Annotated in this window: 9 protein-coding genes; 1 reads left to right on the forward strand and 8 read right to left on the reverse strand. The window is 59.9% G+C overall.

The window, feature by feature from the left end; genetic code table 11:
• Positions 1-409: 409 nt before the first annotated feature.
• The 4 genes from IEV00_RS02710 to IEV00_RS02725 are packed head-to-tail and all read right to left on the reverse strand — an operon-like array spanning position 410 to position 6,239.
• Positions 410-2,980, reverse strand: a complete 2,571-nt coding sequence (locus IEV00_RS02710; RefSeq protein WP_188358781.1) for an ATP-dependent DNA helicase RecG — start codon at positions 2,978-2,980, stop codon at positions 410-412.
• A complete protein-coding gene (locus IEV00_RS02715; RefSeq protein ID WP_188358782.1) occupies positions 2,973-3,866 on the reverse strand; it encodes a DAK2 domain-containing protein in 894 nt (297 codons plus the stop codon). Before IEV00_RS02715 ends, IEV00_RS02710 begins: the two co-directional genes overlap by 8 nt.
• Before the next feature lie 40 nt (positions 3,867-3,906).
• On the reverse strand, positions 3,907-4,959 hold the full coding sequence (thiL, locus tag IEV00_RS02720) for a thiamine-phosphate kinase (RefSeq protein ID WP_188358783.1): 1,053 nt from the start codon (positions 4,957-4,959) through the stop codon (positions 3,907-3,909).
• Between the two features lie 2 nt (positions 4,960-4,961).
• Positions 4,962-6,239 carry a hypothetical protein gene (locus IEV00_RS02725; protein ID WP_188358784.1) on the reverse strand — a complete coding sequence of 426 codons (1,278 nt, stop codon included), beginning with the start codon at positions 6,237-6,239 and terminating at the stop codon, positions 4,962-4,964.
• A 172-nt stretch (positions 6,240-6,411) separates the two neighbouring features.
• Between IEV00_RS02725 and IEV00_RS02730 the strand changes: the two genes are divergently transcribed.
• Entirely contained in the window at positions 6,412-6,951 is a 540-nt protein-coding gene (locus IEV00_RS02730; RefSeq protein ID WP_229723027.1) for a DUF3515 family protein, read from the forward strand.
• Between the two features lie 602 nt (positions 6,952-7,553).
• Here IEV00_RS02730 and IEV00_RS02735 read toward each other — a convergent pair.
• Genes IEV00_RS02735 through murA form a run of 4 tightly spaced genes read right to left on the reverse strand, consistent with a single transcriptional unit; the run spans position 7,554 to position 11,902 of the window.
• Positions 7,554-8,690 (reverse strand): D-alanine--D-alanine ligase family protein, encoded by a 1,137-nt coding sequence (locus tag IEV00_RS02735; RefSeq protein ID WP_188358785.1) that lies wholly within the window; start codon positions 8,688-8,690, stop codon positions 7,554-7,556.
• A 45-nt stretch (positions 8,691-8,735) separates the two neighbouring features.
• Positions 8,736-9,797: an NAD(P)H-dependent glycerol-3-phosphate dehydrogenase gene (locus IEV00_RS02740; RefSeq protein ID WP_229723028.1), complete on the reverse strand. Its 1,062-nt coding sequence runs from the start codon at positions 9,795-9,797 to the stop codon at positions 8,736-8,738.
• 13 nt (positions 9,798-9,810) lie between these two features.
• The gene (locus tag IEV00_RS02745; protein ID WP_188358786.1) at positions 9,811-10,575 is read right to left on the reverse strand and encodes a lysophospholipid acyltransferase family protein; all 765 of its coding nucleotides are present in this window, start codon (positions 10,573-10,575) and stop codon (positions 9,811-9,813) included.
• A 4-nt stretch (positions 10,576-10,579) separates the two neighbouring features.
• Positions 10,580-11,902: a UDP-N-acetylglucosamine 1-carboxyvinyltransferase gene (gene murA / locus IEV00_RS02750; protein ID WP_188358787.1), complete on the reverse strand. Its 1,323-nt coding sequence runs from the start codon at positions 11,900-11,902 to the stop codon at positions 10,580-10,582.
• Between the last annotated feature and the right edge of the window lie 241 nt (positions 11,903-12,143).

Raw genomic sequence — 12,143 nt, forward strand, 5'->3', positions numbered from 1 at the left:
GATATGGGAGCTGCCCTTCAACGGCGCTCCCATCAGATTATATTCAATCCTGTTGAGGTACTCGGAATCGCTCAGCCCGCTACGCGGACTCGGCTGGCACTAAGGGCTACCGCCCATTCCGCTCGATTTCATCCCCCTCGCACGCTCGGGAAATCTTCGCTCCATCTCGCACGCTCGGAATCGCTCAGCCCGCTACGCGGACTCGGCTGGCACTAAGGGCTACCGCCCATTCCGCTCGATTTCATCCCCCTCGCCCGCTCGGGAAATCTTCGCTCCATCTCGCACGCTCGGAATCGCTCAGCCCGCTACGCGGACTCGGCTGGCGATTTACTTCCTCGCACGCTCGGAATCGCTCAGCCCGCTACGCGGACTCGGCTGGCGATTTACTTCCTCGCACGCTCGGAATCGCTCAGCCTCGTCCTAAAAACGCCTCGCGGTCAGCATCTAGTGCCCGGTCAATCGTCCTCGCCAAATCAGGATGCCCCGCCAAAGTCGGATCATCTGCCACCACACCGCGGGCATCCTCCCGGGCCCGCTCAATCAACTTAGCATCGGTTAAAGCCCGCAGCAGCTTCAGCGTAGACTTCTTACCCGACTGCGCAGCACCCAAAATATCCCCCTCACGCCGCTGCTCCAAATCCACCCGAGACAGCTCAAAACCATCAGTCGTAGACGCCACCGCAGCCAACCGCTCCCGAGATACCCCGCCCTCAGGCTGGGTCGTCACCAACAAACAGGTACCCGGCAAAGAACCGCGGCCAATCCGCCCCCGCAACTGGTGCAAGCCCGAAATACCAAACCGATCGGCATCCATAATCACCATCAAAGTAGCATTCGGCACGTTCACCCCCACCTCAATCACGGTGGTACACACCAGCACGTCAATCTCCCCGGCAGCAAAACGAGTCATCACGTCAGACTTCTGCGCGGTATCCATACGCCCATGCAGAGCCTCCACCCGAACCCCGGCCAGGGCAGGAACATCCGCCAGCTGCTCGCTCATCGACAGCACAGAGTTCAGCTCACCACCGCGAGCGCTCTCCCCCGTCGCTGCCCGCGAAGAAAAAGCCGAACCAAAGAGAGCGCCGTCTGCCTCCGCAACAGCCCCAGCGGCGTCGTCCTCCCCAATCTTCGGAACCACCACATACACCTGATGCCCCGCGTCTACCTCTTCGCGGGCGCGCTGCCACAGGCGCTTCTCCCAGGCGGGGTGTTCAGCCAGGGGCACCACCACGGTCTGAATCTTCTGACGGCCAGCCGGTAGCTGGTCCAACACTGAGGTATCCAGATCGCCAAAGACTGTCATCGCCACGGTGCGGGGAATGGGAGTTGCGGTCATCACCAGCCGGTGAGGTAGCTCCCCCGTGGTCCCGCGCAGGGCATCGCGCTGCTCAACGCCAAAGCGGTGCTGCTCATCGACCACCACCATGCCCAAATCAACAAACTGCACGGCATCGGCAAGCAGGGCGTGGGTTCCAATCACAATGTCCGCTGCCCCCGAGGAAATATCCAGCAAGGCCTTGCGTTTGGCGGCGGCCGGCATAGAAGACTTCAACAGCACCACGTGTACAGAAGTTTTTTCGGCAGGTGATCCCTCGTTCACCGGCTCCTCAGCAACCAGGTCGCCAAGAATTTCCAGCACCGACCGATAGTGCTGTTCCGCCAGCACCTCGGTAGGAGCCAGCATCGCCGCCTGGGCACCGTTATCCACCACCTGTAGCATCGCTCTCAGCGCCACCACGGTTTTGCCCGAGCCAACATCGCCCTGTAGTAGGCGGTTCATGGGGCTGGAACTGCCCAAATCAGCCCTAATTTCCTCCCCCACCTTACGCTGTCCCTCGGTGAGTTCATAGGGCAGAAGTTCCAAGAGCCGGTCAGCCAGGCCGCCGGTCTTGGCCGGGCGGGCTACCGTCTGCTGAGAAGCCCGGGAGGCCGCCATGCGGGCCAGCGCAGACTGTAGTACAAAGGCCTCGCGGTAGCGTAGAAAGTAGAGGGCTGCCCGCCAGGTTTCCTCCGAATCGGGCATATGAACAGCCCGATAAGTCCACGCCAGGCTGGGGATCTTGCGCTTACGGCGGATATCTGCCGGAATCGGATCTTCCAGGTCTTTCAGGGGTGCTTTATCTAGCACCTTCTCCACCAGCTTTGCCACCCGGTCGGTGGGAAATTTAGCGCTTGCCTTATAGACGGGAATCGGCGCGTTCGCGCGCGACTTCGCCCGCTCAATCGTCTCCGCCGTAGCGCCGTCTACCCGTGCCTGATTTTCTGCGAGGACGGCGTAGTGCGGGTTGGTCAGCGTGAGTTCGCCGCGGTAGCTCCCCACTTTGCCCGAGAACATCACCTGGTCACCAGCGTGAATCTCGCGTGCGGCTGTCCAGGCATTGAAGAAGGAGAGGGTCATGGTCGAGGGGCTACCCAGCGGGGCAAACCCTGCCTGCGCTTGGTAGGGCTGGCCGTAGTCGCCAAAGACCTGGCCCATGTCAAAACCCTGGGAATACTGGGCACCAAAAGAATCAGAGTAGCCCGAGGCACTGCCGGAAATTCGGGGGTTAGCGGTGTTGGGTCTGCCGTTGCCGCCGGGGGCGAACCGATAGTCAGCTCGGCCCGGCTGGGCATATGCCTGAGGGGTTGGTTGCCGAGGCTCATCGGTGAGGTGGTCGGTAATCACCACCTCGGTAATCGAGCCCCGCCGGGCCCGCATATTGCGGGTGGTCACTTTCAGTACCCGGGCAATCAGGGTGGCCTCCTGGCCTTCAACCAGCTCGGCAAAGGAGCTGAGCTCACCGCGGGGCAGATACTTGCGCGGGTAGAATTCCAGCACATCGCTGAGGGTCTCTAGCCCCAAATGCTGCTTGGCGACCTTGGCCCCCTGGGCACCCAGATAGACCGAGAGCTTCTCGTTCTCTAGCCGGTCTTCAGTAGCGTATTTTTTCTGGACCTTGGCTTTAGCCGAGTTCTCGGGGGTTTTTGCCTTAGCCATGCAGGTGCCCGCCGTCTGCTAAAGAAGTCACCCGCACGTTGGTCACCTCGCCAAATTCAGCCAGTGCAGCCAGCACTGCTTCTGATTCTTTGGCGTGCACGTGCACTGCCCAGAGGGGAAGCTGCCCTGATTCATCCTGGCGGGCAATGGAAATAGAGTCGCCCAGGGCTTCTAGGCGGTCTCGGAGCTGGGCCATACCGACTGCGCCCACGGCAACAGTGCACATGACTTCTACTCCCTCGGCGACTTCCCGGTCAGCTAAAGGGGCCCGGTCAGGCGACCGCAAGAGTTCGGCGTATTTTTCTTCAGCCAGCCCCCGCTCAGAATGGGCCAGACTCAGCGCATTGACCACCAGAAAAAAGCCCACGGCACCGGAATCTGCCACCCCGGCGGCGGCTGCCTGGGGTAGTTTCTCCCGCGACTCAAATGCCGCCAGGGCTGCGGTCTCAGCCAGAAAGACCAGGTGTTCCTCAAGCTCCCCGGCAATTTCAGCCCGCGCCACGGCGTCCATACCCAGAAGAATCGTTCCCTCCACAGGGGAAGACAGCGATTCGCGAGCGCTAGCCGCCGCGGTGAAAAAAGCGAAGTGCAGGGCCTCGGGGGTCAGCACGCCGTCCTTACCCAAAGACTTCACCAGCGCCCGCAACCACACAGCCAAGAGAGAACCCGAGTTACCGCGTGCGCCCTGCAGGGCCGCAGAGGCCCCGGCTTGAGGGTCAGCATCCGCAGCAGCAGAGACGGTAGCCAGCATATTTGACCCCGTATCAGAGTCGGGCACCGGAAAGACGTTGAGAGCATTAATCTGCTGGGCGTGCTTGTCTAAGAGTGACTGGGCACGCTGCATCCAGAGGGGCCATATCTCAGTCAGGGTCGGTTCAGTTAGCATTCAAACTCTTCAGAATCTAACGGACAGGTACCCTTCTAGCTTAGCCGCTAAAGTGGTCCCAACCGCTACGGTCAAAGACTCGACCATCGACTGTTACGGGGGCTTCGGGAGCGAACTCGCTGCCGCAGCGCCCCACCACGGTAAAGCCTGTAGGCACCCGGTCTGGGGCAAAGGCCGCCAGCATAGCGTGGTCTTCGCCGCCGGTTGCCACCCACCGCAGCAGAATCTGCTCGGGGCTCTCCTGCTTACCACCCCAGGCACTAACGCAGGCGGCTGCCGGGCGTAGGGGCTCAAAGAAAGCGGCGAGTTTCTGCGAGTCAATATTGATACCGATCCCGCTGGCGCGGGCAATCCGCCCCGCGTCTCTTAGGAGTCCGTCTGAAATATCCATCATGGCGTGGGCGCTCTGCGCAGCCACCAGCCCATAGCACAGGGCACCAGCCGGCCGGGTCTGACCGGTGAAGAAGCGCTGATAGTCGTCGAGTTCTTCCAGCTGCTGCTGCGGTGTCTCAAGAAGATCCAGCCCACAGGCGGCAGCACCCAGACTGCCCGCTACTGCCAGGACGTCGCCCGGGGTAGCTGAATCGCGCCGCACGGGTTCGCCGCTGCTAGAACCTACGGCGGTGACCGTGACGGAAATTTCTGAACTCCGCCCCAGGTCGCCCCCCGCAATGGTGCAGAAATCTGCCCCCTGTGCCAGGGTAGAATCACAGATGCCTCGAGCAAAATCTTTCACCCAGTCAGACTCTACATCGCCCGGCAGACTCAAACTCACCAACAGGGTCTGGGGCTGAGCTCCCATCGCGGCAATATCGCCGAGATTCTGCACCGAAGCCTTCCAGCCGACGTCATACCCGCCAGACTCATAACCGCTTGCCCAGACCCTGCGGAAATCCTGGTTCTCGGTCTGGGTATCAATGGTCATCACGGTTTTGCCCTGCAGCAGGTTCAGCACCGCGCAGTCATCGCCGGGGCCAAGGGTAAGCACGGGGCTCTCCCCCTGTTGCCTCTGAGCCACCCTCTGGTTGTGCTCATCAATAATGGGGAGGAAAAGCGCCAAAAGCTGGGACTCAGAAAGGTCTGAAATCTTCACGGTTAGCCGTTCTTGGTTGAGTCACGCACGAACTGACGAATGAGGTAGAGAATCGCTCCCAGCCCTCCGAGGGTAAAGAAAATCAGCGGAATCTTACCGGTAACAATCGACTGGCCCAACTGGCGCAGGCTGTTACCGGCGGCGGCACTGGTTCCGTTGCCCTGGGCATCAGCACCGGTCACGCCCGAAGAGTCCACAGCACCATCGGCACTCTGCTGCTCCTGGTTGAGAAAGTCGCTAATCCACGAGTTTGCCTCGGTGCGAAAACCACTCTCCACCGCGTAGGAGGGCGCTAGATTCCTTCGGTCAATAAACTCGTTGCGGGCAAAGTCGATGCCGTCGCGAAAGCTAACGCCGGTTCGGGGCGCAAGGGGACCAGTGAAATTGCCGAGGGCGAAGTTGGACTGGCGACCGGTTGAGCTGTTCTGGTCTGCGATCTGCCGGGGAGCGTTTTCTCCGCGGGTCCGCTGCACGGCATTGGGCTCAGCTGGTGCCTGAGCGGGAGGATTTGGTGCCGGCAACTGTTGGGGCCGCTGCGGGGCGGGCACCGGGTTGCTATCTTGACCGTTGGGTTGGGCCTCAGCTGCTATGTTCTGGGGAGCGGCCGGTCGCTGGTTATTGGCCTCAGGCCGGGCTGCTTCCGCAGGAGCGCGGTTTGGTTCGGGCTGCGGCGGGGTATCCTGCGGAGCCGCAGCGTCAGAGGGGCTAGGGCTCGGGGTACTGGGCTCGCTCGGAGCGGGTTCGCTGCTTTCCACTTCACTTGGCGCCGCCGAGGCGGTGGTGGGGTCAGGGCTCGGTTCCGGCGAGCGCGTGCCGGTAGCTGAAGCCGCAGCAGACTCCACCGGTTCTTCGGAAGTCTCGGGGCCCGGCTCAGCACCCGTCTCAGTCTCGGGCTGATCGCCCGTTTCGGTTGCCGGTTCAGGAGCCGTCGGTGTTAGATAGCGCAGAAAAGTGGTTCGGGTAGGTTCCTCCGGTGAGGGTTCTTCTGCCAGGGCAGTCTCACCGGTGGACGGCGCTGGGTCGGGTTCAGGAGCGGGGTCAGAAGTAGGGAGGGGTGTGGGTTCAGAGGACGGCGCCGGGGTAGCTTCCGCTGGCTTCTGCACCGAATTTTCCTCTGTTGCTGGTTCGGTGGGAGTCGTTGCGGGAGCTTCTGTGGAAAGCTCGGTGGGAGCCGGAGAAATCTCAACCACCGGTGCTTGGGCCCAGGCGGGTGAGCAGACACCGGTGCCTAGCACTGTAGCGAGTGCTAATACTGAGCCGATATTCCTAGCCTGAGCCAAGTGAAATCCTCCACGTCAGTTGGCGTGTCTACCCGTCGAGTAGACCTTACCCACAGCCTATCAGTAGACCTCTCTTACGTCAGTGCTCCACACTACCATCTGTAGCCGGTCATCTTCCGGGCAGAATCATGAAAACCTGCTGGAAACTTTGCCTGTGGTTTAAGATGGAGGGGTGCGATTCTTTGACCCTTCACTATCACCCCGTTTTCGTAGCCGGAGCAAGGCTGTGCTCCTTGCCGGTGGCCTGCTCACGCTGACCGCCTGCGGCCCCGGTGCGGTGCACGTTCAGCCTGCTGAGGACGCCGCTAACCCGGCCTGTGCCGCCGCCATGGTTGCGATGCCCGAGGAGTTGGCCGGTTTTAAACAGCGCGAAACTACTGCCCAGGCAACAACCGCCTGGGGTGATCCCGCCACGGTCATCCTCAAGTGCGGGGTGCAGGTGCCCGAGCCGGTGTCTGACCCCTGCGTCTCCGTCAACGGGGTGGACTGGATTGTTAAGCCCGCAGAAGGCAACACAGCTGAAGGTTCGGCAGTTCAAGAAGCAACCGGCACCTGGACTGCCACCTCTTTTGGGCGATCCCCCAACGTTCAGGTGACTTTCAACGCCGATGAGATTTCCAGTTCCAGCATGCTGGTAGAAATTGATTCGGCGGTTTCCCAGCTTGAGCAGGTCAAGCAGTGCGCCAATATTGATGACACCCTGAATCTCTAGAGATTAAAAGCTGCTGCCCCTCATACCCCGCGCCTCAAGCACGCAAGGCAATCAGCCTCACAGACTAGCCCAGAAGCTAATCTGAATTTTCTACCGCCCAAACTTCCAGAGTACCTGGGGTGAGTACTCGAGTTTTGAGCTGAAACAGGCTCTCGCTACAAGTAGGTTCCAAACAATACCCCAAAGTACAAGTAAGTTCCCACTGAAAGCCCAACGGTACAAGCGCAGTCCTTAGGGTACAAGTGTAGTCCCTGGGTACAAGACAATACTTGTACCCAGGGACTACACTTGTACCCTTGGTTGCCCGGCAAGAAGAAACTTGTACCTTCCCCAGCTGAGATCTCTCGAAAGGCCATTTTTATACCGAAAATCAGCAAAAAACGGTCAAAAATGGCCTCTCGCCAATCAAAGTAGCCCATGCAGATGGACCCCTGTTTCAACGAGTTCATCGAGCCGCCGCTTCGGCTACGTTTCGCCGGTGCCGTACCGACGATATGTTGTGAAACTGCGATATGCAACCGAAGCGGCGACTCGGTACACTGACCAATTCTTAAAAAACTACTATCCCGCCGAGAAACTCGGCGGGGCAGCAGTTTGTGAACCTAACGCAGACCCAGCGGGCGGGCCAGGGCGAGCTGAATCAGCTCATCGATCAACTCATGGTAGTCAATACCCGACTTCTCCCACATGGTCTTGTACATGCTAATCGGGGTAAAACCGGGCATGGTGTTGACCTCGTTGATAATAATCTCACCGGCTTCGGTGTAGAAGAAGTCAGCCCGAGAAAGGCCCTCGCCGTCCAAAGCCAAGAAGGCTTCAACGGCCAGCTGGCGAATCTTCTCCTGAACATCCTCAGGCAGGTCTGCCGGGCACTGAGTGTGGGCATCGGTCTTAGAGACGTACTTGGCTTCGAAGTCGTAGAAACCGTTGTTCTCTTCGTTGTGCACCACGATTTCACCGGGGTAGGACGCGCGGGGCTCGCCGCCGTCAGCGACGTCCAGCACCGCACACTCAATCTCTCGCCCCACGATACCCGCCTCGACCACCAGCTTGGGGTCATAAAGGTGGGCCTCAGCGATAGCGGCGTCGAGCTGGTCAGCTGAATCCACCTTGGTAATGCCGAAGGAGGACCCGGCGCGGGCAGGCTTCACAAACACGGGGAAGCCCAGCTGCTCAATCCGAGCCTTAGCGGCGGCGGGGTCGCGGTTCCACTGGCGCTGGGTGACTACCTCGTAGGGGCCCACCTTCAGCCCGGCTGCCTCAAAGGCAACCTTCATAAAGTGCTTGTCCATGCCAATAGCAGAGGAGGCAACACCGCAGCCCACGTACTTGAGATCTGCCATTTCCAGCAGGCCCTGCACGGTGCCGTCCTCGCCAAAGGGCCCGTGCAAAAGCGGGAAAACGACGTCCACGGCGGGGCCGATTTCAATGTTGTGGTCGGCATCGACAAAGCGCAGGTGGGAATCTCCTGAGCCCAGGGGCAGGAAAACCTGCTGGGTACCGCCGGTGAACTTGGCCGTAGCACCACTTGAGGTCAGCTGGGTCAGTTCCTCAAAGTTGGTCAGGTACCAGCGGCCGTCCTCGGTAATACCGATAGTCACCACATCGTACTTATCGGTATCGATAGCACCCAGAACACCGCAGGCGGTAATCAGAGAAATGGAGTGCTCCGAAGAGCGGCCACCGGTCAGCAGGGCAACGGTGGTCTTTGACGTTGAAACAGAAGTTTGTGCAGTCATGTACTCTCTTTGGTCGTAACTAACCCGGGGTCGGGGGCAGGTGATTTACGCCCTGCTCGCGTTTTCGTTCTTGAGGCTTCGCCCCAGCAGCTTGGGTGCCAGGTCTTCGACCTTAACCCTGTGCGATAGTACCGCCACCACCGCTTCGGTAATCGGCATTTCCACCCCGTGTTTGCGTGCGAGTTCGGCAACAACCGGGGCGGTCTTTACCGATTCTGCGGTTTGGCTCATCACCTTGGGCAGGTCAGCGGGCTGCACGCCCTCGGCCAGAAGACGGCCGGCGGTATGGTTGCGCGACAGGGGCGAGGAACAGGTGGCAATCAAATCGCCCATACCGGCCAGGCCACTCAGCGTAGCCGGTTCGGCGCCCAGGGCAAGCGCTAGCCGGGTGGTTTCGGCCAGGCCGCGGGTCATCACAGAAGCCTTGGAATTATCGCCGTAGTTCTTGCCCTCGCAGATACCCACGCACAGGGCAATCACGTTCTTCACTAGACCGCCGATTTCAACCCCGATAATGTCGGTGCCGGTGTAGGGGCGGAAGTAGGAGCAGGCGCAAATCTCGGCTACCCGACGCGCCACCTCTTCGGTAGAGGCCGCCACCACCGAGGCGGTCGGCTGCTCCGCCACAATCTCCTTAGCCAGGTTGGGCCCCGACAGCACGCAAATCCGCTGCTCAACCGCAGAAGCCGAAGCGGCGCCGTCCTGCAAAACCTCGGCAATCACCTCAGACATGCGCAGACCGCTCCCCTGTTCCAGGCCCTTGGCCAGCGAAACCATCACCGCGTGGGGCTCAATCCACTGCTTTGCGACCTCAAGCTGGGTGCGCAGCGACTGGGCGGGAACGGCCAGCACCACAATATCGGCGCCGGTCAGAGCCTCTTTCAAATCCGCGGTGAACTTCAGGGATTCGGGCAGGGCAACACCGGGAAAATAGGCTTCGTTTCTGCCGGTGGCAACGCAGTCGGCAATTCGCTGCTCGTTGCGCCCCCACAGAACGGTGCTTACACCGCTGGCTGACTCCTTCGCGGTATCGGCAACCATCTTCGCGAAAGCGGTTCCCCAGCTACCGGCGCCGAGAACAGCTACTTTTTCTACAGAGTGAGCCACGATGAAAACCTTTCTAGATCTCGCGCTGGCCGGTTGCGGGATTATAGCGACCCTGCGGTGCCTTCTCCCCGCGCAAATCTTCCAGCAGGTCGGTCACAGAATCCATGAAGTAGTCGGTAACCGCGCCCAGTTCAGAGCGGGTGTACCGGCTATCTTCCCGGGGCTGAACCACCGAGGAAAGATCGAGGGCATCTCCCACCTTAACCCGCACCTTCTTACGAGGGAAGAACCGGGGCTTGCCCTTGGGCGGCAGAAAGTCATGGTCGCCCCAGTGAGCAATGGGATAGACCGGCGCACCGGTGGCAAGCGCCAACCGGGCGGCACCGGTGCGGCCCTGCATGGGCCACAGCTCGGGGTCTTTGGTGAGGGTTCCCTCGGGGTAGATAATGACGGCGCCGCCCGCGTTGACCACGTTCTTTGCGGTCTCCAGCGACTTACGGGCATCTACCGAGCCGCGGGCCACCGGAATGTGGGCCAGCTTGCGCAGAATAAAGCCCAGGCCCGGAGCCCGGAAGAGGGACTCCTTGGCGAGAAAACGCGGCAGGGTGCCGGTGAGGAAAACAGGGTAAGCAACCGTAATCGGATCAACTTCAGTGCAGTGGTTTGCCACCACAATGTAGCCCTGTTTGCGGGGAAGTTTTTCCTTTCCCTCAATCTTGGGCGACATCACCAGATGGTAGACCAGGCGGGCGGAGTGGCCCAAAATCTTATAGAGGGCATCTCCGCTTGCGGTGGGTTCGAGTTCCGGTAGGGGTTGTTGAGCCTGCTTCTTCACCATCTGCTTAGTCCATCGCCTCGAACTGTGCGCCCAGAGCATTGAGCTTCTCAACAAAGTGCTCGTAGCCGCGGGAAATCACCGAAACGCCGGTCACGTTTGAAGTACCTTCAGCAGACAGGGCTGCAATCACGTGGGAGAAACCGCCGCGCAGATCGGGCACGTGAATATCGGCACCCTTAAGCGGGGTCTTGCCGGTAATGATTGCCGAGTGCTGGAAGTTCTTGTGGCCGAAGCGGCAGACGGTGGGGCCCAGGCAGTCGCGGTGCAGCTGCACGGTTGCGCCCATGCGCACCAGGGCATCGGTAAAGCCAAAGCGGTTTTCATAAACGGTCTCGTGCACCACCGAAACGCCGGTTGCCTGGGTCATCGCAACCACCAGGGGCTGTTGCCAGTCGGTCATGAAACCGGGGTGAACGTTGGTCTCTACAAAGAGGGGGTTCAGCTCGCCGCCGGGGTGGTAGAAGCGAATGCCGTCGTCCTGAATATCCAAGCCGCCGCCCATCTTGCGGTAGACGTTCAAGAAGGTGGTCATATCCTTCTGGTTGGCACCGCGAACAAAGATATCGCCACCGGTTGCCAGCGCAGCAGAAGCCCAGGAGGCCGACTCGTTGCGGTCGGGCATAGCGTTGTGCTGGTAGCCCTTGAGAGAAGGAACACCCTCGATAATGATCTGGCGGTCGGTCTCAACGGTGATGATAGCGCCCATCTTCTGCAAGATGGCAATCAAATCGAGGATTTCAGGCTCCACCGCGGCACCGCGCAATTCGGTCTTACCCTCTGCCCGGGTAGCCGCCAGCAGAACCTGCTCGGTGGCTCCTACCGAGGGATATTCGAGCTCAATGCTGGCACCCTTGAGACCACCAGCAGGTGCCTTCATGGAGATACCGGTGGGTAGCTTCTCCACCTTGGCACCGAATTCCTCCAGCACGCGCAGGTGGTAGTTGATGGGACGGTCGCCAATGCGGCAGCCACCCAAATCGGGAATGAAAGCCTCACCGATGGTGTGCAACAGGGGGCCGCACAGCAGAATCGGAATACGAGAATCGCCCGCGTGAGCATCAATATCTGCGTGATTGGCCAGAGAGACCTGCGAAGGGTCCATGGTCAGCTCGCCGGTTTCGGTGTTGTTGGTCACCGAAACTCCGTGCAGTTCTACCAAATCGGTAACTACCTGAACGTCTTTAATCTCAGGAACATTGCGCAGGGTTGAGGGGGTAGAACCCAAAAGTGCCGCCACCATTGCCTTGGGAACAAGGTTCTTAGCTCCGCGTACTTTCACTTCACCGTTTAGCGGATTACCGCCCTCGATTCGCAGTGCGCTGGTCATATGTTTCCAATCCTGTCAAAGTCATCTTGGCCGCGCTCAGTGCCCTAACCAAGGTAGAAGTTCTTACTCAGTACAAACTAACGAGCTTAAAAGAATAAGCACGCTTCATACATTTAGTTTAAGAATAGTTCATCAAGTCTTACTAAGCTTACACCCGCGCAGCACCCACCGCAGAATGGGCGTAAAACACCCCGGCAGCCACACCAGAGAACGATTCTCAGGTGCATCGCCGGGGTGCTCC

The organism is Rothia aerolata, assembly GCF_014635585.1.
Classification (GTDB): Bacteria; Actinomycetota; Actinomycetes; order Actinomycetales; family Micrococcaceae; genus Rothia; species Rothia aerolata.

Excerpts from the sequence above, each read along its gene's own strand:
- IEV00_RS02710 (WP_188358781.1), bottom strand. The coding sequence starts at position 2,980 with ATGGCTAAGGCAAAAACCCCCGAGAACTCGGCTAAAGCCAAGGTCCAG.
- IEV00_RS02715 (WP_188358782.1), bottom strand. The coding sequence starts at position 3,866 with ATGCTAACTGAACCGACCCTGACTGAGATATGGCCCCTCTGGATGCAG.
- IEV00_RS02735 (WP_188358785.1), bottom strand. The coding sequence starts at position 8,690 with ATGACTGCACAAACTTCTGTTTCAACGTCAAAGACCACCGTTGCCCTG.
- IEV00_RS02745 (WP_188358786.1), bottom strand. The coding sequence starts at position 10,575 with ATGGTGAAGAAGCAGGCTCAACAACCCCTACCGGAACTCGAACCCACC.
- murA (WP_188358787.1), bottom strand. The coding sequence starts at position 11,902 with ATGACCAGCGCACTGCGAATCGAGGGCGGTAATCCGCTAAACGGTGAA.